Genomic DNA, 23,728 nt, shown 5'->3' on the forward strand with positions numbered 1-23,728 from the left:
TCAGTTGAGGCGTCTGGGGAAGAGGAATATTATCGAGAGTACAATCATGGCAGCGAGAGCCCAGGGATAGTAGAGGTAGGGAAATGGAGATGCGGGCGAGATGCCGGCCAGAGAGGTGGCGAGAAGGGTCTGCGCACCGTAGGGGATCAGACATTGCACCACACAGGAAGCCGAGTCGAGCAGCGAGGCACTTTTGCGAGGGTCGATGCCGTAGCGCTCGGCTATGTCGCGGGCAATTCCGCCCACGGTGATGATGGCTACCGTATTGTTGGCCGTGCAGAGATTCACCAGCCCGACAAGCAGAGCGAGTATGGCCTGCGCGCCGCGTTTGCCGTGGATGCGTGAGCTGAGGCCCTGAAGCAGGAACTGAATGCCTCCGGCTGCCTTTATGATGCCTAACATTCCGGCCGCGAGAAGAGTGACAATGATCAGATCGCCCATTCCGTCGATTCCGGCACCGGCATATCCGGCCATATCCATGACCGAGAAACCGTTGACGGCTCCCATGACGAAAGCCGAAAGAATTCCAAGCGAGAGGACCACCGTGACGTTTATGCCGGCTATGGCTGTGGCGAGGACTATCAGGTAGGGCAGAACGAGCCAGGGGTTGCTGTCGTTGACCAGATCTATAGCCGGAGAGTCTTTGCTCATGACCATGTAGATGGCCAGAGTCACGAGGGCGGCCGGAAGCGCTGTCCACAGGTTGGCTTTGAACTTGTCAGCCATGCCGCATCCCTGCGAGCGGGTAGCTGCGATGGTTGTATCGGAGATGAATGACAGATTGTCGCCGAAAAATGCGCCGCCGAGCACTACCGCCACATAGAAAGCCACCGAGCCGTCTACAGTCTGAGCTATTTCCACAGCCAGAGGAGCCAGTGCCACCACGGTGCCGACCGAGGTTCCTACCGAGAGCGAGATGAAGCATGCCGCAAAGAAAAGCGTTGGCACAACGAACTGCGGCGGGCATACCCGGAGGGTCAGGCTGACCGTAGCGTCGACAGCCCCGATCTCCTTGGCCACCGTGGCGAAAGCTCCGGCAAGGATGAAGACCCAGATCATGTAAAGGATATTGAAATGTCCGGCGGCCCGCGAGAAGGTCTCGATTCGGGCGGCAAGCGGATGTCCGCGGTAGATGATAACAGCCCATACGGAAGCTGCCACCAGCGCTACGGCTATAGGCATTTTATAAAAATCGTTCAGTATAACCGACACTGCCACATAGAGCAGCAGAAAGACAATGACCGGCGACAGAGCCAGCCATCCCCGTCCGGGCGCCACACGGCGGTCGGTATTGCGGTCAGAAATCTCATTCATGATTCTCTAAGAGTTACTTATCTATTCTCAACTTTGATATTGCAAAAATAGCGAAAACTTTCCGCATTTCAAGCCAAGAGCAGCCCGGAATCATTCGGCCTCTGATTCGAGGGTTCGAGAACTGAAGTTCTCGGCGGGGATGAAATTTTGGCGGGGATGAGGTTTTTGGGGTGTTTTCAGAAGGGGAGTTTGCTGACGGTCTGGCCCCAGTTGCCACGGTCGAGATTCCGGTATGAGAGGGCCTCGGACAGGTGGTGGGTTCTGATGGGGGCGGTGATGGCTTCTCTTAGCGTTTCGGCTGTCGGGGCGCAACCGCCTGCGGAGAGGATGGCCGTGGCCTGTTCGAGGTCAGCTATGGTGCGGGCCACTTTCAGAATGCGGTCATAGGCACGGGCGCTCATGTCGAGCCTTGTCATGGCTTCGCGCAAGGTTTCAAGACTGTCGCTGTCAATTGAGGCATAGGTGCGGAGCAGGCGTGAGTTCATCTGGGCGTTGCTGTGAATGCCCCGCTCTGCGGCAAATCTGAGGGCCTGGATCTCGCGCGCGCAGATCACCCTCCGCTTGATGGCTTCGCTCTTTTCTCCCTCGCGGGCCGAGGCGAGCTCCTCAAACGGCACCGGAAAGATCTCAACCTGCAGGTCTATGCGGTCGAGCAGCGGTCCGCTGATGCGGTTGAGATATTTCTGCACTGCGGCTCCGGAGCACAAACATTCCTTGGTGGGGTGGTTATAGAATCCGCACGGACAGGGATTCATGGAGGCTACAAGCATAAAGCCTGCGGGATAGTCAATGGTGTATTTGGCGCGGGCTATGGTGATGTGGCGGTCTTCAAGAGGCTGGCGCATCACTTCGAGCACCTGGCGCGAGAATTCCGGAAATTCGTCGAGAAACAAGACTCCGTTATGGGCAAGCGAGATCTCGCCGGGTGCCGGATTGGAGCCGCCGCCCACGAGGGCTACGGGCGAGATGGTGTGGTGTGGCGAACGGTAGGGACGCTGTGTCATCAACCGCGAACCGCTCTTGAGTTTCCCGGCCACGGAGTGGATCTTGGTGGTTTCAAGAGCCTCTGCAAGGGTCAGCGGCGGCAATATGGTGGGTATGCGCTTGGCCATCATCGACTTCCCGGCTCCGGGAGGGCCGACCATCAGAATGTTATGGCCGCCGGCACATGCCACCTCGAAAGCTCTCTTCACACCCTCCTGCCCTTTGACTTCAGAGAAATCGCAGTCGAAAACCGATGAGGCGCGGGCAAATTCCTCGCGGGTATTGACGCTCACGGGCTCGGCTTCGCTGCTGCCTGTGATGAAATCGACCACCTCGCGCAGAGATGACATGCCGTAGACTTCCAGATTGTTGACCACGGCTCCTTCCGTGACATTGGCCACGGGCACAATCATGCCTTTGAATCCCAGCTCACGGGCTTTTATGGCCATCGGGAGCACTCCCTTGATAGGCAGCAGCGAGCCGTCAAGCGACAGTTCGCCCATGATCATGAACGACTCCAGCGGAACCGACGGCGTGATCTGTTCGCATGAGGCCAGAACCCCGATGGCAATCGGGAGGTCATAGGCTGCACCCTCCTTGCGCACATCGGCCGGCGAGAGGTTGACCACCATACGGCGCCGCGGCCACTTGTAGCCCGACTGGGTCAGGGCTGAAATCACACGCTGATAGCTTTCCTTGACTGCTGTGTCGGCCATGCCGACAAGGTTGAATGACACACCGGGCTCGGCAACGGCCTCTATGGTGACAACTATGGCGTCAATGCCCTGTACGGCGGCTCCGTATGTCTTTATAAGCATAATGGAGAGAGTTGATTGGGTTTGTAGCGGTTGAGGGTTCGGGGAAAGTGCCTAATAGGCAAGCAGATTTCTGACCTGGTCCGTGTCAAGGGAGCGGCGGCGGGCATAGTCGGCAATCTGGTCGTCGGCAATGCGCCCCGGCATGAAGTAGCTTGATTCCGGATGAGCTATATAGAGGCCGCAGACTGTGGCTGAAGGCTCCATTGCTCCGTTTTCGGTCAGGCTCACGCCTATGTCTCCAAGTCCGAGCAGACTGTCAAGCACAAATGTCAGTTTCTGATCGGGCAGGGAGGGATAGCCTACAGCGGGCCGGATGCCCGTGTAGCGAGCCTGCGAAAGCTCCTTCAGCGAAAGATTTTCGGCAGGAGCATAGCCCCACAGTTCGCGGCGCACTTTTGCGTGAAGCCACTCCGAGGCAGCTTCGGCCAAACGGTGGGCCAGGCTCTGCACCAGGAGTGAGCGGTAGCTGTCAGCCGCCTCATCAGCGGCCCGGACTTCATCTGCAAAATCAATGCTCACGGCAAAGGCGCCCGCATAGTCGCTGCTTTCGGCCAGATAGTCGGAAAGTCCGCGCGATGGTTCGCCCGCACCGAGAGCCTGTGAGCGCAGAGTGGGGATGCGGATGCCGTCCATCACAATGTCATCGCCCTCGGCATGAGCCTCGCAGAGTTTCACTATTGCACTCGCGCAGCGATCTTCTCCGCTCCAGCGGTCGAGCAGCGAGGACGCATCGCGGTAGAGCCTGATGACCTCCTCGCCTTTTGAAGGATCAGCCGGAGTATATTTTTCGATCCAGGCACGGCGGCAGGCCGGACAGTCATGCAGGGCTGTGACCGAGGCGAAATCTCCGGGCAGTTTCCAGGCATTGAAGAAGAAGTGCCAGTTGATATAGGGGATGATTTCTTTGACGGGTATGTCAATACGGTGACGCCCCGGAGCGGCAGGAGCTACGGGCACATGCGGTTTAAGACAGCCTCTGACCGAACGCCTGCGGGCCTCGGCGAGAGACACCGTGGCCACGGTGCGGAGGCGCTCGCGCTCACGCAGGGTGTCATACTGTTCTTTAAGTTCGGCAATGAAAGCCTCACAGGTGTCAGGGTTGAGCAGACGGGCGGCTATCAGCGGGTTTTGCGAGGCGTCAGGCACATGGATCACCGGCGCTGAGTAGTTAGGGGCTATCTTCACTGCCGTGTGGATGCGCGAAGTGGTGGCGCCGCCCACCATCACCGGTATTTTCAGCCCGGTTTCCTCCATCAGCCTGACCACGCGGGCCATCTCCTCAAGCGAGGGGGTGATGAGGCCGGAGAGACACACCAGATCAGGCTTCTCACGCAAGGCGGTGGCCACGATATCCTCCGCAGGCACCATCACTCCGAGGTCAATCACCTCGTAGTTGTTGCAGGCAAGGACGATCGACACGATGTTCTTGCCGATGTCATGCACATCGCCTTTCACGGTGGCAAACACCACCTTTCCGGCCTTTTCTGACTGCCGGCTGTCGCGGCGGCTCTCGATCACTGGCTGGAGAATGGTCACGGCGCGCTTCATGGTGCGGGCGGTTTTCACCACCTGTGGCAGAAACATCTTGCCTTCGCCGAAGAGCGTGCCCACGCGGTTCATTCCTTCCATCAGCGGGCCGTCGATTATGTCGACCGGATCAGTGCCTGCGGCAAGAGCCTCGGCGAGATCCTCTTCGAGATGGTCATGGATGCCTTTGACAAGCGCGTGGGTCAGACGTTCGCCCACTGGCAGCGCGCGCCAGGCCTCGGCGGTCTCAGTGCGCGCCGGATCAGCACCCTGCTCCTTGGCGGCAAGCATCTCCTGCGCGCGGGCCATCAGCTGCTCGGCCGCATCCTCGCGCCGATAGAGAACCACGTCTTCTATCAGTTCGCGCAGACCTGGCTCGATCTCCTCATAAGTCACAGACGAGGAGGGGTTGACAATGGCCATGTCCATGCCTTTGGCTATGGCATGGTAGAGGAACACGGCGTGCATGGCTTCACGCAGATAGTTGTTGCCGCGGAATGAGAACGACAGGTTGCTGACGCCGCCGCTCACTTTGGCTCCGGGCAGATTCTGCTTGATCCACTCCACGGCGCGGATGAAGTCGAGACCGTAGCGGTCATGCTCCTTCATGCCGGTGGCTATGGCAAGTATGTTGGGGTCGAAAATTATGTCTTCGGGGTTGAAGCCCACTCGCTCGGTGAGCAGACGGTAGGCACGGGCGCAGACTTCTGTCTTGCGTTCGAAAACGTCGGCCTGGCCCTTTTCATCAAAAGCCATTACAACTGCGGCGGCGCCGAGACGGCGGATGCGGCGCGCATGGTCGAGAAAGACTTCCTCGCCCTCCTTGAGGGAGATGGAATTGACTATCGACTTGCCCTGCACACATTTGAGCGCCGCTTCGATCACCTGCCAGTCAGAGGAGTCGATCATCACGGGCACACGGGCTATGTCAGGCTCGGATGCGATCAGATTGAGGAAGCCACACATTTCCTTGCGGGCATCCATCATGCCGTCGTCCATGTTGATGTCTATGATCTGCGCTCCGTCGTCAACCTGCTTGCGGGCAATGCTCAGGGCCTCGTCAAGCTTGCCTTCCTTGATCAGACGCAGGAATTTGCGCGATCCGGCCACGTTGCAGCGTTCGCCCACGTTGACGAAGAGACTGTCAGGCAGGATGTCGAGACGTTCGAGGCCCGACAGGTGCATTCCGGCGGGTGTGTCGGTGCTGAATGTGCGGCCCGGTTTTCCCGCCACGGCCCGGCTGATGGCCGTGATGTGGGCCGGAGTGGTGCCGCAGCAGCCGCCTACGATGTTGACCAGTCCCTCATCGGCAAAGCCGGCAATCTGCGCGGCCATTGTCTCAGGGCTTTCCTCATATTCGCCCATAGCGTTTGGAAGCCCGGCGTTGGGGTGGCAGCTTACCGGACAGCGGGCTATCTTGGCAAGCTCTCTGAGATGGGGCTTCATGTCAGCCGCGCCGAAGGAGCAGTTGATGCCTATCGAGGCTATCGGGAAGTGCTCCACCGAGGCCATGAAGGCCGGAATGGTCTGTCCGGAGAACGTGCGGCCGTCATGACCTGAAAGTGTGATGGAAAGCATCACCGGGAGCTCGCGGCCGGCGGCGTCCATAGCGTCGCGCGCGGCATCGAGTCCGGCCTTGAGGTTGAGCGAGTCAAAGATAGTCTCGAAGAGCAGCAGGTCTGCGCCCCCCTCTATCAGGGCTGCGATCTGTTCGCGGTAGGCATTGAAAAGATCGTCGTAAGAGACAGCCCGCAGAGCAGGATCGTTGACATCGGGGCTCATGGAGGCCGTCTTGTTGGTCGGGCCGATTGATCCGGCCACCCATATGCGGCGCCCGTCTGCAGCGCGGCGGCTGTCGGCCAGACTGCGGAGCAGCGAGGCCGCGGTGCGGTTTATCTCGCTGACCAGCGCCTCCATGCCGTAGTCAGCCATAGAGATTGAATTGGCGTTGAAGGTGTCGGTGCTTATGATGTCGGCTCCGGCGTCGATATACTGCGATGCGATCGCGCTTATCACATCCGGACGGGTGAGCACAAGCAGGTCATTGTTTCCGCGCAGGTCAGTGGGCCACTGGGCAAAGCGCTCGCCGCGGAAATCGGCCTCGCCGAGCCCGTAGCTCTGGATCATGGTGCCCATCGCACCGTCGAGTATCATTATCCGCTCGCGCAGGAGCGAAGAGAAGTCTTCCAAAACGTCAGTTCGTTAGAGGTTGTGTGGGTAAGTAAAATAAGCGGGGGCTCAGAGGAGATTGTCGCGCAGGTAGGCGGTCAGCTCTTCGGCCATTCTCGCCGCCTGGGCTCTGGAGGGATGATAGTCGGCGCCATAGCCCAGCTCGCCTGTCTGTTCCGACATGTCGAAGCGGTAGATCTGCTTTTCGGGATCGGCAAGGCGGTCAAGCGCGCCTTTGACATCGGCCAGGGCCTGCCCTCGGAGCATCGAGCCGGTCAGCAGCACTATTTTTGCCTGCGGATGGAGCATACGCAGGTGAGTCAGGAACTTGCGGTAGGCCAGTTCGAAGCGGTCGATGTCATAATTGTCAAGCGAAGTGTCGTTGGTGCCGAGATTGATGCAGATGATGTCAGGGTGAAACGACGAGTGGTTCCAGTAGTGTTCCGGATTGTAGATGAGAGTGCGGTCATATTCCACGGGCATTCTCTGCTCCGGAGTACCCTCGCGGGGTCCGCCGAAGGAGCGGTACATTCCGATGCCTGATCGCGCCACCACATTGAAGTCGGCGTTGAGCGCGCGGGCCGTCAGATAGGCATAGCCGAGAGTATGGTTCTCGGTGTCATAGCTGAAACCCACGGAGGGGTCAGTCTCTTCGGTGCCGTAGCCGCAGGTGATCGAGTTGCCGATGAATTCCATCTTGAGCGCCGGGCGTTCGGGGGGCGGGAGCAGGCGGGCTCCTTCGCCGCTGATGGTGAATCCGCGGAATTCGGGATTCTTCTCATAGCCTTCTATGGCGTAGGCCACTCTCAGCGAGTGGGGGCCTGCGGGGAGTGAGTCAGCGAGGGTGATGAGCGAGTCGGAGGGAGTGAAGTTGATCTTGAACGGTTCTCCGCCGTCAATCTCGACCATGAACTGACCGCTGCCGGGGCTTGCGGCCATAGCCACTGCCGAGCCTTCGAAGTTGAACATTGCTGTGGTGCCGGGCCAGGTGAACTTAGGCGCGAGCGAGTCGGCCCAGAGGATGCGGCCCATATAGAGGATGGAAGGGTCTGAAGGCTTCACATCCAAACGGCGCGCACCCCCGCATGCTTCGGTCAGGAGCACAAGCAGGAGTGCGGCGCAAACGTCAGTCAATCTGCGTGAGAGAGGCATGATGTTGTGTGATGCGTATGTGTGTGGGTATGTGGTTGAGGATCAGTCCTCTTCCTTCATGTTGTGGAACACGTTCTGGACATCCTCGTCCTCTTCGATCTTTTCGAGGAGTTTCTCGATGGCGGCGCGCTGTTCGGCGGTAACTTCCTTGAGATCGTTGGGGATGCGCTCGAACTCTGAAGAGATGATCTCGAAGCCGTTGTCTTCAAGATATTTCTGGATGTTGGAGTATTCTTCAAACGCACCGTAGAGTATCACCTGCTCTTCGCCGCTTTCGTCATCGGTGATATCTTCGAGTTCGTCTACACCGTAGTCGATGAGTTCAAGTTCGAGATCTTCGAGCGAGACTCCGTCTTTGGGTTTGATCTTGAATACGCTCTTGTGGTCGAAGAGGAAGGTCAGCGAACCCTGGGTGCCGAGGCTGCCGCCGTGTTTGGTGAAGTATGAGCGGACGTTGGCCACGGTACGGGTGTTGTTGTCAGTAGCGGCTTCGACAAAGATGGCGATGCCGTGGGGGCCGTATCCTTCGTAGGTGATTTCCTTGTAATCGCCTGCGTCTTTGTCAGTTGCTTTCTTGATGGCGCGTTCTACGGTGTCCTTTGGCATGTTTGCTGCCTTGGCGTTCTGCATGAGTGCGCGCAGACGGGGGTTGGTGGAGGGATCTGGACCGCCTGCTTTGGCGGCGATGGTGATTTCCTTGCCTATGCGGGTAAATGTGCGCGACATGTTACCCCAACGTTTGAGCTTACGTGCTTTGCGGTATTCAAATGCTCTTCCCATTGCTGTTATGAGATTTTTATGAGAGTTATGAGATTTCTGTGTGGTTGTTTTGAGTGGAATTTCGGATTTTTATCGGAGTTCGGCGCCGAGTTTCTTGGTGAGGTTGGTGATCACCTTGTTCATCACGGCTTCGATCTGCTTGTCCTGGAGGGTCTTTTCATCGTCCTGGAGGGTGATGGCGATGGCATATGATTTCTTGCCTTCGGGGAGGTTTTTGCCTTCATAGACATCGAAGAGACTCACGTCTTTGAGCAGACGGCGTTCGCTCTCGCGCACTGTGGCCTCTACCTGCTCCATGCTGACGCTCTTGTCGAGAAGCAGTGCGAGGTCGCGCTTGACGGGCATGGTGCGCGCCAGGGGGGAGTAGCTGACTTTCTTGCGGATCGAGAGGTTGACCAGCGCATGCCAGTCGAGCTCGCAGTAGACCACCTGCTGCTTGATGTCCATCGAGGCGGCTATCTTCTTCGAGAGGATGCCGAGGGTGCCGAGGACCTTGCCTGAGCGGGTGGCTATGTCGAGACCGGCGGCATAGAGGCCTGAGGTGCCTGCCGAAAGTCTGATCTCGGCGGGATTGATGCCGAGGCGGGCGAAGATGTTGGCAACCACGGCTTTCAGGTCGTAGACCGTGGCTTCCTCTTCCTTGCGGGCCCAGTTGCCCGGACGGAGGGCGCCGGTCATCCACAGTGCCAGACGCGAGCTTTCGCTGTAGGGGGCGAGCACTCGGTCGGCGGTCGATTCGGCGGCGGGGTTGAAGAAGTAGACGTTGCCGAACTCAAACATGCGCAGGTCAGCCATCTTGCGGTTGATGTTGTGGCTGAGCGATTCGAGGCCTCCGAAGAGGAGTGTCTGGCGCATTACGCTGAGGTCGTTGCTCAGAGGGTTGAGGAGCTTGACGCAGTGGTCGGCGGGATAGCCGGGCAGTTCATTATAGTAGGACTCGGCTGTGAGCGAGTTGTTGAGAATCTCGTTGAAGCCTTCGGCGCAGAGCTGTTCGCTGATGAGGTTGCGCAGGGCGTTGTCGCGGTCCTCAAAGGTCTGCGATGAGAGTGCCGAGCGGACGCTGTCGCTGATCTCCACGTTGTTGTAGCCGTAGATGCGGAGCACATCCTCGACCACGTCACACGGACGGGTCACGTCCACACGATAGGTGGGCACTTCCATCTTCACTTCCTTGTCTGTGACCTCCAAGAGGTTCATTTCGAGGCTCTTGAGGATGGAGACCACGGTCTCGGCGGGGATTTCCTTGCCAACGAGCGAGTTGAGATAGTCGAATCTGAGGTCGACGCGGGCGGGTTCGATCACCGAGGGATAGACGTCGGTCAGCGGGCCGCAGATCTCGCCTCCGGCAAGCTCCTTGACCATCAGGGCGGCCAGGCGGAGCACGTAGAGAGTGTTGTTGGGATCCACGCCACGTTCGAAGCGGAACGAGGAGTCGGTGTTGAGTCCGTGGCGGCGTGCGGTCTTGCGCACGGAGGTCGGGTTGAAGTAGGCGCTTTCAAGGAAAACGTCGGTGGTGGCTTCGGTCACGCCTGAGTCGAGTCCGCCGAACACTCCGGCTATGCACATCGGCACCTCGGAGTTGCAGATCATCAGATCGCGTGAATCAAGAGTGTGTTCCACTCCGTCGAGGGTCACGAATTTCTCTCCCTCGCGGGCGTTTTTGACCACGATCTCTCCGCCGGCAATTTTGGCCACGTCGAAGCAGTGGAGCGGCTGGCCGATGCCGTGGAGCAGGTAGTTTGTGATGTCGACAATGTTGTTGATCGGACGCAGGCCTATGGTAGAGAGGGCGTCTTTGAGCCATTTGGGCGACTCCTTGACGGTGACACCGCGGACTGTCACGCCGGTGTAGCGCGGGCAGGCCTGGGTGTCTTCCACATTCACGCTCACTCCGCCTTCGGCGTTGTCAAGCTCGAAAGCATCCACTGCGGGGCGGCGGAGTTCCGAGGCCTGTGTGTGGGCCGCCATCCAGGCCGAGAGGTCGCGGGCCACGCCGTAGTGCGAGGCGGCATCGATGCGGTTGGGGGTGAGGTCCACTTCAAGGAGCCAGTCGGAACTGAGTCCGTAATATTCTGCGGCTGGTGTTCCGGGCTTCACATCGTCGGTGATTACGATGATGCCGTCGTGCGACGATCCGACACCGATCTCGTCTTCGGCACAGATCATGCCGAACGATTCCACGCCGCGGATTTTCGATTTCTTGATGGCGAATTCCTTGTCGCCGTCATAGAGGGTTGTGCCTACAGTGGCCACCACAACGGTCTGTCCGGCAGCCACATTGGGCGCGCCGCAGACAATCTGGGTCTCGGCTCCGTCGCCGAGATCAACGGTGGTGATGTGGAGATGGTCGCTGTTGGGATGCTCGACGCAGGTCAGCACTTTGCCGATGACAATGCCGCGGAGACCTCCGCGTATCGACTCTACTTCCTCTACCGATCCGGTCTCAAGGCCTATGGAGGTGAGGGCGGCGGCGAGTTCGTCGGGGGTCAGACTGAAATCGAGATATTTTTTTAGCCAGTTATATGATATGTTCATGATCAGTATTCCGGTTATTATGATCAGTGTTAATGATTGGGACATGCAAAGTTACAACAAAATCCCGAAATCCCAAGAAAAATCACGCAAGCATACAGCAAACCGCCCCTCCCCCGCACACGTCAATCCGTTCCCCGGATGGGGGATGACACGGGCGTGATGGTAAATCGGTGTCCGTCAGGGCGGTGATTCCGGATGGTGCAGGGGTTGGCGGGTGTCCGGCAGGACACCGATTTAATAGTAGCCCCCGACACCGCAGCGCACAGCGCGCAGGTGTCGGGGGTACGATGTTTTTAAGTTTTGTTGATGTCCGGCTGAGGACATCGATTTACCGTCACGCCTTGCGGATCGGCTTTGTGACGAGGGAATATCACTTACGCTTTACCACTCGCTGTGCATCCCAATGCATCGGATCGGCATACCATTCCTTGGTGTCGCCCTTGAGCCATGACTCGAAGTTGAAATAAACTTCATGGATTCCGCATTCCTCCATAGGCCAGCACCAGGAAGATTCAAGACAAAGCATTTCGGGCGATACCACCACCTGATCCTGCTTGTCGAACGACGAGGGCGGGGTCACCTTGTGGAAATGCGACTCATCATTCAGAAGCTCCACATCGAAGCGGCTGATAGCGGTCTGGATATAGTTCAGCGAATTGCTCGGATTGACGAGGATATAGAATCCGCCCATGCCTTTGACATCGTTCTGCGTCCAGGAGGGACGGTCCTGATACTCATCGGTCAGCGACCATTCGCCGTCTACCATAAATGACAGCGGAGTGCCGGAGGCCGAGGCTACGGGTTCTTTGACGTTGATCGGACTGCGGTAATATCCGCCGAGCCATCTGTGGAGTTCCGGACCGATGTTGTAGTGTCCGAGACCGAGTTCCTGACCGTTGCCATCGCCCTGATCATCGGTGATTGTGCCGTTAAACATCACGTAGATCGGCAATGTACCGCCTGCGGCGAGGGGTTCAACGGTGATGCGGGTCTTTTTGGCTCCGTTTTCCTCACCATCGACAATGGTTGTGGCGCTGACGGCAAACACGGCATCGTTGAAGTCCCAGTCATAGGTACCCGCCAAGTCCTCCGCGGCAATCAGCCACTGGTAAGGGTCAGGATTGTCTTTGTCATTAACATCAGGAATATCCTGATGTATTTCTGATGAGATGAAGAACATCATATCATTCAAGTCATGCACATCTACACCATAATCCTCAAAGCCAAGAACGCGATATGTTCCGGTTGGAGCTTTATACATGTATGTTGCGCCAAACACATTGGAGCCGCCAATTTCAGGATTGTATTTTGCTTCTGAATAGAAGCGGCGATATTGGTCTTTTTTAGGTAGACCGGTTTCAGGATCCAAGGGCAACCGCACAATATCAACATTGTCAATCGACGGTTTCGGGATTCCTTGGTCTCCCATATACCATGCACGAATATACATGCCGAATTTGGTGCCTGGAGCTATACTGACATGGATTCCACGAGATTTCCAGCCTTTGACTTCTTTGTTTGAAGGATGGCTGTCTTGTTCATCTCCAGGATATTTCCAGTCATTCAACGGACCCATTGACAGCTTGACTATGTTGACATGTGTCTCATCCTTTGCTTCGACCTCTATGCCGGAGACGAATATTTTTCTTTCTTTTGCAGGGTCAAAATGAGAGTCTTTTATAAGATAATCAATATCAAAATACTCTGAAAACGGATGTCCGCTGAAATAATATCGATGCTGTTCCTGAAGTTTGAGGATATACCGTCTTTTGAAAATATACCAGTCTTCATCCTGGAAGTCAAGAAAACTTGTCAGTCCGTTATTGTTAAAGTCAGCCGGTTTTAATTCCTGATTGTTTAATGGCACAGAGGCATCAAGCGGTCTGGATTCATCAATCAAAGGTATATTGTCTTTAGCAGGGACATAATCCTCGGCATAAGGATCTTCCAGCGTATATATCAGATTGCCTTTGGTGCCATCTATCGGAAAAATTTTATTGGTATAAAACGGAATGTGGACCATTTCATTTTTCTCTTCATCAATATAATAGATGCCAAGGGTATTGTAGCTGGCTGTACACCAGTAAACAGGATAAATCGTAAAGTCTCCGTTTGCGACAAAACTGAAATTTTGAGTCACCTTTCCGATATTGTCCACTCCTTCCGGCAAATAGTCTTTGAAGGCCATTACACCTTCATCGGTAAGGCGACGGTAGTCCACTCTGGAGATCTCAACGACATTGTCTTTTTTCTCCCATATGGCACGGCCTGTTGTATTTGCGCGGACAGTTCCGCCCAACGGCGCCTTTATGAGACGTCCGTCTATTTCGACAATGACTTCTTTGACTGATTTCGGTACGTCGAAAGTCAGTGGCGTTGTGCCGGAAAGCTTATGGCCTTCGGCAAACAGATAGCGCTTGCCGTTGATGTCGGCATAAACTTTAACATCTGTCGGCCGTGTGGTTACAACATTAATTCCTGAATGTGTTGCGGAGTTGAGATCGCGGTCGGGATCAATGACTCCGAATTTCTTAATGAATTCACGGGCATAGAGCTCACTTTTGGGGATAGTGATCTCGTCGGTTGTACATGCTGTGAGCAGTGCGCCCGCAATGGAAGCGCCTACTAATAAGTTGCTTAAACGCATAGTGTGGTCTGTAAAGGTCTCAGTTTGAAGTAAAAAATGAGAAGAAGATAGTTAAGGCTAAAGTTAAGCTATACAATCTATGCGCAAAGATAATAATTTTATACTAAATCAAAGCAAACGCCAATGATTATTAACAATTGTTAATGCGATAGACACCCGTCTGTCAATCCGCAAGATAGGCCGGAATCCCACAATAAGGGGGATGAAATGGCGGGTAGGATAAAATGGAGTGACGGCCAAGGCGTGATGGTAAATCGGTGTCCGACCGGACACCGATTTAATAGTAGCCCCCGACACCGCAGCGCAATGCGCGCAGATGTCGGGGGAAAAGATGATTACAAAAATGTCGTGTCCGACAGGACACGGATTTACCGTTCCGGAGGGATGCCACTGGATGGCGTACCCGATCGGGGCTGAGATCAGATCATGCTGATGCCGAGATAGACCATGTGGGCTACGATGGCGGCAACGATTCCGCCGATGGTATGGGCGAGGATAGCCTTGGGGGTCAGTTCGCGGTAGCCGAGCGAGTCAAGCATAGCGGTATGAGTGCTGAGATAGCCGCTCCAGCACATGCCAATGGCCGTGAAAACCGCTATCGCATTGCCGTCGATCCACCCCTGGGCTGCGAAATTGGGCACGAGGCTCAGCGCCGCCCCTACGGCACCGAGAGCCGTGATGGGGAAGGCCACAAGATGCGGGTCGCTGAAGCCGAAGAGCCATTCGAACACGAAATTGATCTTCGAGGCAAGCCAGGGCAGGAGCTCTATGCCCTCATAGGCCGCGCCGGTATATCCGCTCTCCGAAGCCCCGAAGGTCAGGATCATCACCAGTGTAGAGATGATCAGCACGCCTGGAATGATGGCGATGCCGACATCAACACCTGTGCGCCCGCCGTCGAGCAGCGAATTGAGTGTGCGGATGAAGACCGACTTGGTCTCCACCTTCTCCTCTTCCTCAAGCTTGCCGGCCTCCTTGACAACCGCATCTTCCACGGCAAACGAGGGGTAGGCCTTGATGACGAAATACTGCATGAGGCGAGTCGACACGATGCAGCCGCAGAAGGCACCGAAAAGGCCGATGACCGGCTCGATGTAGTAGCCCTGCCCGACCATGAACACCATGACCAGCAGCCCCATCCCGAAAGCGGTTCCGAAGTTGGTCAGCGAGATGTATTGGAATTTCTTGAAATAGCGGCAGAAACGGCGGTCCTGCGAGAGGGAGATGATGGCGGGGTTGTCGCTCAGGAATGTCATGGTGGCTCCGAGGGCAGCCACGCCTGGCAGATTGAAGAGCGGGCGCATCAGAGGGCGCAGGATGTTTTCAAGCAGTTTGACCACTCCGAACTCCACAAACAGACGGCCTATGGCTCCGGTGACCACACAGATGCCCATGAGGTAGAACACAGTGTTGAGCAGCAGGTCATGGGCCGTGTGCATGATAGTGTTGAGCATGTTGGGGAGGCCCATGATCGACCCTACATACCAGAACAGGGCGAAGACCACTGCAAGGCAGGGCACTCCGGTTGGAATCAGGCGCCACAGCGAGAATGAGCGTGCCGGGGCCGGGTTTTCGGTTTTTTCCATGATGATGATTTGAATAGGTGTCAGGCAGTGAGGGCGCAATCTACAACGCTCTTACCGCATAGGATTCAAGGTTTGCTATATCTATATATATAATAAGGTGGTAAAAACGTGAACGGGGAGGAGTTTCAGCGGCGCAGCGAGAGGATGTGCATGTTCCATTTTACGCCGAAGTCCACAAGCATGGTCTTGTTCTGCATCACATCGGCACTGTTGCCGTTGCTGCCCCATGAGTAGAAGAGGTTTGCATGGAGCCTGAGAGTGTGGCGGCCGTCGGCCAGGGGAAAGAACTCAACGCCGGCGCCGGCCATCTTCATCTCCGTTCCGGGGCTCACGCAGAGGTCGGCATCGCTGTGGGTGCGGTTGACATCGTAGGTCATCTTACCGAACACTTTCCACTTGGCCGTCGGGGCATAGGCAAGCTCGCCCATCACCGACATGTCGCGCAGGAAGAAAGTCTGGCCGGCAGCCGCACGGTTCATCAGGTCGAGCTCAAGCGCGACTTTACCGAAACTGAACCTGTTGCCGAGCGCCAGATAGCTGATGTAGCGGTCAGGGGCATACTCCAGAAGGTTGGCCGACCAGATGGCCTCGAAAAAGCCGTGACGGCCGTTCCACATGAGGTTGTAGGCATACATGTCGCGGTTTTCAGGCGTGTAAAAGGGGCTTTCGCAGAGCTGAAACGTCAGTTTGTCAGCCGCCGAAGGCCTGAAGCTGACCGATCCGCCTATCTGATAGCAGGGCACATTGTTCCAGAACACCGAGCAGCCGTAGAGGTCGATCGGCGCGCGGTCATACTCCCAGCCGCCTATGGCCACCACCTGCTTTCCGCCGGCCACAGACCAGCGTCCGAAATCGTAATTGAGGTAGACCCAGTCAGTGGCATCGAAAAACGACGCATCTTTGTGGGGCTTGTTGAGACGCTGACGCCAGGAGTAGCTCAGTCCGTCGGTGATATTTCCGTCAAGGCGGAAATTGATGTATTTGCCCTCGAAACCGGTGTTGTCTTTGACGGTGTGGCCGTCAAGCCAGTCATGCTGATAGTCAAGCCTCACTTCGGCCTGAAGTTTCACGAGGGGGTCGCCTGCCGGCTCGTCGGCACGCGCGAAAGCGGCTGCGGCAAGGCACAAAATCAGAAATGTCTTTCTCATGGTTGTGTTTAGGTGGTATTTAATCTAAGTTTGGCAAAGATAAGTTAAAATTTGCTATGGCAATGAAATTTTCGTTTATTTTTTCATCCGGCGGTGGAATTTTGCTATAGGGGATGGTAAATATGTGTCATTTTTGATCACATTTGAAGCATGTGACATGATTGCACCTTCTGAATACATGACATATCCCTGCCAATGGCGCGGGCATACTAAATTTGCATCGTATCACACAACAAAACCCAATTCAACAACCCAAAATCTTATTGATCCATGATTAAAAATCTACTTGCTCTTTTTCTGCTTATATCAAGCGTGGCATCTGTTTGCGCCACAACCGTTGTACTCTGGCAGTCCGACTCTCCTGAAGGAGTGTCAGTCAGGTGGGACGCCGCAGGCCCAACCATCAGCGCCGAACAGTGTGCCGACTTTACCGGCGGCGGCAAAATCGAAGTCAGCGTTGCCAGCTGCAACAGCGGCGCTATCCTGTTGCTGACCAAAGGAGACTGGAACGGCGATCTCTGCCCCGCAGTCTACCCCGACAATCTTACAATGCCTGCTACCGTCACATTTTCTCTGACATCCGCCCAGGCAAAAAGCGCCAGGGAACTCGGATTTATCCCCTTCGGCGACGGCTACAATATCTCGCGCATAAGCTATGTGCCATCTGAAACGGAAGTTGATCCGGATGCTATCTGGTTCGGCTCGGAAGATTGCCGCAGCGAATGGAAAAACATCGATCTGTCTGCTCCGCTTTTTGCCGATGCCAAAGCCGGTGACAAACTGGTGTTCGTAACTTCCGACCGCGGACCGGAAGTCATCATGCAGCCCATCATCGGAAACTGGGGCGGCATTGTACTCAATTCCGTCGACAACCCTGAACTATTCACCACCGAAGGAGATCTTATCTCGATCACCCTCACCGACCAGTGGGCCGACAAGCTCAAGGAAAAAGGATTTGTGCTTCAGGCCTACGGAGTGGTGATCAATGAAATCAGGCTTGTGACACCCGGCGGCGGCGACACCACTTCGATCGTCGGCATCGGCGCTGACAGCAATGACGCGCCTGTTGAATATTTCAATCTCAACGGTCTGCGTGTCGAGAATCCCTCAAACGGCATCTTCATCCGCCGCCAGGGAGATAAAGTAACCAAAGTGGCGCTCTGAGCGCTGTGCTGAATACTGATTTCAACTCACAATAGTAACAACTCTGTCAGAACAATAATAGTTAAACACTTGAATAAATACAATTTTTAAGGTAAGCAAACTTAAACTAATCAAATAAGGTAAATTAATTGTATCAGCGGGAATTTCATTTTTCGATGGCTCTGGATTTGAATCCGGGGCCATTTTTCAATGCTGTGATCAATTAGAGGGTGTTTCATAACAATAGTTAAAATCTGAGCGAAAGATTTGAGATGGATATGGCTCTGAATTGAAGGAGCATAGCGAGCTATGTGACTGAAATGAAGAGCCATAGCCGCTCAAAGCTTTCGGAGGCGATTGTATTGTTTTTTTGTAAATAGTATATTCCATTTGTGAAAATTTTTAAGTTACCTGAGCCTTGGTGTCTCTTTTGCTAAATTGTTGAAGCTCGTCAGTCGCATAGCTCGCTATGCTTCTTCCTCCCTTGCAACAATTTATCTAAAAGATACACCACTCAGATTTTAGCTCTTGTTATGAAACACCCTCTTAGGGTTGATCCGCCCGTTAACATGTTTAAACGAGATTGATATTTCGATTGTTATATTTATTGATTAACTTTGGGACTCCGTTTCGGAGCTCCCGCAGACACGGCTGCATCCCGCCCTTCCGGCAAGCCCTCACGGATTCATCAATTCACTATCAATCAGGAGTATGAAAAAACTTACCCTCATCGCCGCATCGTTAGTCCTGCTCTGCGTGCTCGCTTCCGCAGCAACCCGCAGCAAGAAAAACGAGATTTCGCGCAATCTTGACATATTCAACGCACTCTACAAGGAACTCCAGACTTTCTACGTCGACTCCATCGACGCCGAGAAGTCCATCAACACAGCCATAGTGGCAATGCTCGACGACATCGACCCCTACACCGAATATTTCTCAGCCAAAGACCAGGACGCATTCCGCACCATGACCACCGGCGAGTATGGCGGTATCGGGTCAGTCATCCAGCAGAACGAGGAGGGCGTGATCATTGCCGAGCCTTACGAGGGAAGTCCCGCCCAGAAAGCAGGTCTGCGCCCCGGTGACCTATTCCTGACAATCGACGGCGACTCGGTGCTCGGATGGACATCGGCCCGCGTCAGCGACAAGCTAAAAGGCCAGAGCGGATCGACTCTGAAACTGGTGATGAAGCGCCCCTGGACCGCCGACTCCATCAAGACCTTCGAATTCAAGCGCGCCAAGATCCAGATTCCGCCCGTGCCCTACGTCGGCATGGTGCGCCCCGGAGTGGGCTACATCGGGCTCAACACTTTCTCTGAAAAAAGCTTCCCCGAAGTCCGCGCCGGAGTGGAGAAACTGATCAAGGAAGGCGCCAAAGGTCTGATTCTCGACCTCCGAGGCAACGGCGGCGGCCTCGTCGAGAGCGCCGTGGAGATTCTCGGCCTCTTCCTGCCCAAAGGCACCGCCGTGCTGACCACCCGCGGCAAAGGTGTGCTCAACGAGAAGGTCTACAAGACAAGCATCAACCCCATCGACACCAAAATACCCCTCGCCGTGCTTGTTGACGGCAATTCGGCCTCGGCATCGGAGATTGTCTCCGGCGCGCTCCAGGATCTTGACCGCGCGGTGATCATCGGCAACCGCTCCTACGGCAAAGGCCTCGTGCAGAGCACCCGCGAGCTTCCCTATGACGGCTTGCTGAAAGTGACCGTGGCTAAATACTACATCCCCTCCGGACGCCTCATCCAGGCCATCGACTATTCCCGCCGCAACCCTGACGGATCTGTGGCAAGAATCCCTGACAGCCTGACCAGCGTGTTCAAGACAGCCGGCGGACGCGAGGTGCGCGACGGCGGTGGCATAACCCCCGACATCAAGATCGAATATCCCGAAGTGAACCGCCTGACCTTCAACGTGGTCCGCGACAACTGGGCCTTCAACTTCGCCAACAAGTATGCCGCCACCCATGACACTATTGCCCCGCCGGAGACCTTCGAGGTCACAGACGAGATCTACAGCGAGTTCAAGAACTTCATCGACCCCGCAAAATTCAACTATGACAAAGTCTGCGAGAATGCCGTCAAGCAGCTGCGTGAGATAGCAACCGCCGAAGGATATATGAACGACTCGATCGCCGCGCAGTTTGACGTGCTCGCCACCATGCTCCGCCACGACCTGGGCCGCGATCTCGACATCAACCGCAAGAATCTCACCCCCTACATAGCCGGCGAGCTCCTCAGCCGTTACTATTTCAACCGCGGCGAGGTCATCTACTCGCTGCGCGACGACCAGGCCGTCGACTCGGCCGCAGCCGTGCTGACCACCCCGCGCTTCAGCGAGATCTTAGGTAAAAAGAAATAGCATCAAAGCAACACCTCATCAGCCCATACGCATGACCTCCATACAGCAACTCTGCGATGAATTCATGTCGTCCCGCCGCCGCGAAGCCCTCCAGAAGGCTCTCGGCGGCGAGACTGCGATAATATCCGTCTATAACCTCGCCGGATCGGCGCCGGCCATGATGCTCGCGGCGCTCCATCCGCGCAAGGTACCCACGGTGGTTGTCGGCGATTCGCTCGACGATGCCGGCTATATCTACCACGATCTCAGCCGCATCCTCGGCGAGGACCGGGTGCTGCTCTTCCCGTCGGGCTACAAGCGCGACATCAGATACGGCCAGGTCGATCCCCCTTCGCAGATACTGCGCACCGAAGCCCTCAACCAGTGGCATTCCGACCGCGCGCCGGCCTATGTGGTGACCTATCCTGAGGCCCTGGCCGAAAAAGTGGCCCGGCGCGAGGTGATTGACCGCCACACCCTCCACCTGCGCAAAGACCGCGAGACGGACCTCCCCGCCACCATAGACTGGCTGCGCCAAAACGGCTTCCAGGAGGTCGACTATGTCTATGAGCCGGGCCAGTTTGCCGCACGCGGCTCCATTCTCGACATCTTCGGCTACAGCCACGAACTTCCGTTCCGCATCGACTTCTTCGGCGACGAGATCGACTCCATCCGCACCTTCAACATTGAGACCCAGCTCTCCGAACGCCGCCTCGAAGAAGTGGCCATAACCTCCGGAGTCGCCTCGCAGTCGTCAGGCGAGTCGCTGCTGGAGTTCGTCGATCCCTCGACCCTCTTCGTGGTCCGCGATGCTCTCTACACCCTGGAGCGCGTAAGGGCCATCGGTGCCGAGGAACTTTCGCAGAGCGCCCTGGCCGCTGTCGATGACAGCACCGACACCAACGCCATGAAACAGGTGGTCGACGGCGAGGCCTTCACCCGTGCCTTCAGCTCCTTCCGTCAGCTGCGCTTCTCGGCCGCCGCACAGCCCGATCCCGCCGCCGGAGCCTCGATTGACTTCCACTGCTCGCCCCAGGCCATCTACCACAAGAATTTCGAGCTGATCAGCGAAAGTTTCACCCGTTTCCTCTCCGAGGGCTACCGCATCTGCATCCTCAGCGACAGCGAGAAGCAGATCGAGCGCCTGAAAGTCATCTTCGCCGACCGCGGCGACGACATAGCCTTCTCGCCCGTCATGCCTACGGTCCATGAAGGTTTCACCGACCACTCGCTCAAACTCTGCGTCTTCACCGACCACCAGATCTTTGACCGCTTCCACAAATACACCCTCAAGAGCGACCGCGCCCGCTCAGGCAAACTCGCCCTCTCGCTCAAGGAACTGAGCGCCATCGAGCCGGGCGACTTCATAGTCCACGTGGACCACGGCGTAGGCAAGTTCGCCGGACTGCTCCGAACCAATGTCAACGGCAAGACCCAGGAGATGATCAAGCTCATCTATGCCAATGACGACATCATCTTCGTCTCCATCCACGCCCTCCACAAACTTGCCAAATACCGAGGCAAGGAGGGCGTGCCCCCGAAGATCAACAAACTCGGCTCCGGCGCATGGAACAAGATGAAGGAGCGCACCAAGTCAAAACTCAAGGACATAGCCCGCGATCTGATCAGACTCTACGCCGCCCGCAAAGACGAAAAGGGCCATGCCTTTGCCCCTGACAGCTATCTGCAGCAGGAACTGGAGGCTTCATTCATCTACGAGGACACCCCTGACCAGCTGACCGCCACCAAAGCCGTCAAGGCCGACATGGAGAGCGACCGCCCGATGGACCGACTGATCTGCGGCGACGTGGGCTTCGGCAAGACCGAAATAGCCATCCGCGCGGCTTTCAAGGCGGCTGTCGACGGAAAGCAGACAGCCGTGCTCGTGCCGACTACGGTGCTGGCCTACCAGCACTTCAACACCTTCCGCGACCGCCTCAAAGAGCTCCCCGTGAGAGTCGACTACATATCCCGCGCCCGCACTCCCAAGCAGGTCAGGGAAATAATCAGCGATCTGGCCGAAGGGAAAATCGACATACTCATCGGAACCCACAAACTCATTGGCAAGGATGTCCGCTTTAAGGATCTCGGCCTGCTGATTGTAGACGAAGAACAGAAATTCGGCGTGGCCGTCAAAGAAAAGCTCAAGCAGATGAAGATCAATGTCGACACCCTGACCATGAGCGCCACCCCCATCCCCCGCACCCTCCAGTTCTCTCTCATGGGCGCACGCGATCTCACCTCGCTCAACACTCCCCCCGCCAACCGCTACCCGATCATCACCTCCGTCTGCGCCGGCGGCGACGACATTGTGGCCGAGGCCGTCAACTTCGAACTCTCGCGCAACGGACAGGTCTTCATGATCAACAACCGCATCGAAGGACTATATGAGCTTGAAGCCCAGGTGAAACGCCTTGTCCCTGACGCCCGCGTGATCGTGGCCCACGGACAGATGCCACCCGAAAAACTCGAAAAGGCCATCATCGACTTCGCCAACCATGACTACGACGTGCTGATAGCCACAACCATCATCGAAAGCGGCATCGACATGCCAAACGTCAACACCATCATTGTCAACAACGCCCAGAACTTCGGCCTCAGCGAGCTTCATCAGCTCCGCGGACGTGTGGGCCGAAGCAACCGCAAGGCTTTCTGCTATCTTCTGGTGCCCCCCCACATACCCCTGACCCCCGTGGCGCGCCGGCGCCTCCAGGCAATCGAGAGTTTCAGCGATCTCGGAAGCGGAATTCACATTGCCATGCAGGATCTCGACATCCGCGGAGCCGGCAACCTCCTGGGTGCGGAGCAGTCAGGCTTCATAGCCGATCTCGGCTACGAGACATATCAGAAAATCCTCAAGGAGGCAGTCACCGAACTGCGCACCGAGGAATTCTCGGATCTCGAACAGGCCGACCGTCTCGACGAGTCACAGACCGATTTTGTGGCTGACTGCGTAATCGAGAGCGACATGGAACTGCTTCTGCCGGCCGACTATGTCCCAACCGAGAGCGAACGCATAGCCCTCTATCAGGAACTCGACGGCATAGAACGCGAACTCGACCTGCAGGCCTTCAAAAACCGTCTCACCGACCGTTTCGGCGCCATCCCGCCAGTCACCGCCGAATTGCTGCGCATTCCGCGTCTGCGGAGCCTCGCTCGCCGTCTTGGCATAGAAAAAGTAGCCCTGAAACAAGGCCGGATGTACACCTATTTCGTCGACGAGAGCAACAAGGCCTACTATCAGTCCGAAATGTTCGGCAAGATGCTGGCCTATCTGACCGCCAATCCGCGCCGGGTGCAGATCCGTGAGCGCAACGGCAAGCGCTCATTCGCCATCGCCGACGTCACCAACGTCGAAACCGCCGTTGCCATCCTTTCCGAAATCATAGCCTGATCCCCCGCAGCATGATGGTAAATCGGTGTCCTGCCGGACATCTCCATCTGTAATCCCCGCATGGCGCACGGATAGCGGGTGTCCGCAGGACACCGTTTTACTCGTAGCCCCCTACACCGCAGCGCAAAGCGCGTAGGTGTAGGGGGGTAAAGTCATTCATCCAAATTATCGTGTCCGCCAGGACACGGATT

The 23,728-nt window shown here is 56.2% G+C and carries 12 protein-coding genes; 3 read left to right on the forward strand and 9 right to left on the reverse strand.

The genetic code is table 11. The annotated features are described in order from the left end of the window. From E7745_RS03665 to E7745_RS03705, 9 genes are all read right to left on the reverse strand, one after another. Positions 1-1,314, reverse strand: coding sequence for a Na+/H+ antiporter NhaC family protein (locus E7745_RS03665; RefSeq protein ID WP_136408318.1), 1,314 nt, complete (start codon positions 1,312-1,314; stop codon positions 1-3). Positions 1,315-1,490: 176 nt separating this feature from the next. Then, entirely contained in the window at positions 1,491-3,116 is a 1,626-nt protein-coding gene (locus E7745_RS03670) for a YifB family Mg chelatase-like AAA ATPase (protein WP_136408319.1), read from the reverse strand. 51 nt (positions 3,117-3,167) lie between these two features. Further along, positions 3,168-6,833: a methionine synthase gene (metH, locus tag E7745_RS03675; RefSeq protein WP_255575983.1), complete on the reverse strand. Its 3,666-nt coding sequence runs from the start codon at positions 6,831-6,833 to the stop codon at positions 3,168-3,170. Positions 6,834-6,881: 48 nt separating this feature from the next. Continuing rightward, complete coding sequence (locus E7745_RS03680) at positions 6,882-7,964, reverse strand: SGNH/GDSL hydrolase family protein (RefSeq protein ID WP_136408320.1); 1,083 nt, start codon at positions 7,962-7,964, stop codon at positions 6,882-6,884. A gap of 42 nt (positions 7,965-8,006) precedes the next feature. Continuing rightward, positions 8,007-8,744 carry a YebC/PmpR family DNA-binding transcriptional regulator gene (locus E7745_RS03685; RefSeq protein ID WP_107031082.1) on the reverse strand — a complete coding sequence of 246 codons (738 nt, stop codon included), beginning with the start codon at positions 8,742-8,744 and terminating at the stop codon, positions 8,007-8,009. 69 nt (positions 8,745-8,813) lie between these two features. Then, complete coding sequence (gene pheT / locus E7745_RS03690) at positions 8,814-11,279, reverse strand: phenylalanine--tRNA ligase subunit beta (protein ID WP_136408321.1); 2,466 nt, start codon at positions 11,277-11,279, stop codon at positions 8,814-8,816. Positions 11,280-11,649: 370 nt separating this feature from the next. Next, on the reverse strand, positions 11,650-13,926 hold the full coding sequence (locus E7745_RS03695; protein WP_136408322.1) for a hypothetical protein: 2,277 nt from the start codon (positions 13,924-13,926) through the stop codon (positions 11,650-11,652). A 419-nt stretch (positions 13,927-14,345) separates the two neighbouring features. Further along, positions 14,346-15,512 (reverse strand): nucleoside recognition domain-containing protein, encoded by a 1,167-nt coding sequence (locus tag E7745_RS03700; RefSeq protein ID WP_107031085.1) that lies wholly within the window; start codon positions 15,510-15,512, stop codon positions 14,346-14,348. A gap of 125 nt (positions 15,513-15,637) precedes the next feature. Beyond that, complete coding sequence (locus E7745_RS03705) at positions 15,638-16,660, reverse strand: porin (RefSeq protein WP_136408323.1); 1,023 nt, start codon at positions 16,658-16,660, stop codon at positions 15,638-15,640. A 270-nt stretch (positions 16,661-16,930) separates the two neighbouring features. On the opposite strand from E7745_RS03705, the gene E7745_RS03710 reads away from it, so the two are divergent. The 3 genes from E7745_RS03710 to mfd all read left to right on the forward strand — a co-directional run bounded on the left by E7745_RS03710 (position 16,931) and on the right by mfd (position 23,537). Beyond that, a complete protein-coding gene (locus E7745_RS03710) occupies positions 16,931-17,824 on the forward strand; it encodes a hypothetical protein (RefSeq protein WP_136408324.1) in 894 nt (297 codons plus the stop codon). A 690-nt stretch (positions 17,825-18,514) separates the two neighbouring features. Then, the gene (locus tag E7745_RS03715) at positions 18,515-20,164 is read left to right on the forward strand and encodes a S41 family peptidase (protein WP_136408325.1); all 1,650 of its coding nucleotides are present in this window, start codon (positions 18,515-18,517) and stop codon (positions 20,162-20,164) included. A gap of 31 nt (positions 20,165-20,195) precedes the next feature. Continuing rightward, entirely contained in the window at positions 20,196-23,537 is a 3,342-nt protein-coding gene (gene mfd / locus E7745_RS03720) for a transcription-repair coupling factor (RefSeq protein WP_123398993.1), read from the forward strand. Positions 23,538-23,728: the final 191 nt, after the last annotated feature.

The sequence above is a fragment of the Duncaniella sp. C9 genome (genome assembly GCF_004803935.1).
Classification (GTDB): Bacteria; Bacteroidota; Bacteroidia; order Bacteroidales; family Muribaculaceae; genus Duncaniella; species Duncaniella muris.

What these genes read in the sequence shown, in the direction of transcription:
- E7745_RS03665 (WP_136408318.1), bottom strand. Translation starts at nt 1,314, where the DNA reads ATGAATGAGATTTCTGACCGCAATACCGACCGCCGTGTGGCGCCCGGA.
- E7745_RS03670 (WP_136408319.1), bottom strand. Translation starts at nt 3,116, where the DNA reads ATGCTTATAAAGACATACGGAGCCGCCGTACAGGGCATTGACGCCATA.
- E7745_RS03680 (WP_136408320.1), bottom strand. Translation starts at nt 7,964, where the DNA reads ATGCCTCTCTCACGCAGATTGACTGACGTTTGCGCCGCACTCCTGCTT.
- E7745_RS03685 (WP_107031082.1), bottom strand. Translation starts at nt 8,744, where the DNA reads ATGGGAAGAGCATTTGAATACCGCAAAGCACGTAAGCTCAAACGTTGG.
- pheT (WP_136408321.1), bottom strand. Translation starts at nt 11,279, where the DNA reads ATGAACATATCATATAACTGGCTAAAAAAATATCTCGATTTCAGTCTG.
- E7745_RS03695 (WP_136408322.1), bottom strand. Translation starts at nt 13,926, where the DNA reads ATGCGTTTAAGCAACTTATTAGTAGGCGCTTCCATTGCGGGCGCACTG.
- E7745_RS03700 (WP_107031085.1), bottom strand. Translation starts at nt 15,512, where the DNA reads ATGGAAAAAACCGAAAACCCGGCCCCGGCACGCTCATTCTCGCTGTGG.
- E7745_RS03705 (WP_136408323.1), bottom strand. Translation starts at nt 16,660, where the DNA reads ATGAGAAAGACATTTCTGATTTTGTGCCTTGCCGCAGCCGCTTTCGCG.
- E7745_RS03710 (WP_136408324.1), top strand. Translation starts at nt 16,931, where the DNA reads ATGATTAAAAATCTACTTGCTCTTTTTCTGCTTATATCAAGCGTGGCA.
- E7745_RS03715 (WP_136408325.1), top strand. Translation starts at nt 18,515, where the DNA reads ATGAAAAAACTTACCCTCATCGCCGCATCGTTAGTCCTGCTCTGCGTG.
- mfd (WP_123398993.1), top strand. Translation starts at nt 20,196, where the DNA reads ATGACCTCCATACAGCAACTCTGCGATGAATTCATGTCGTCCCGCCGC.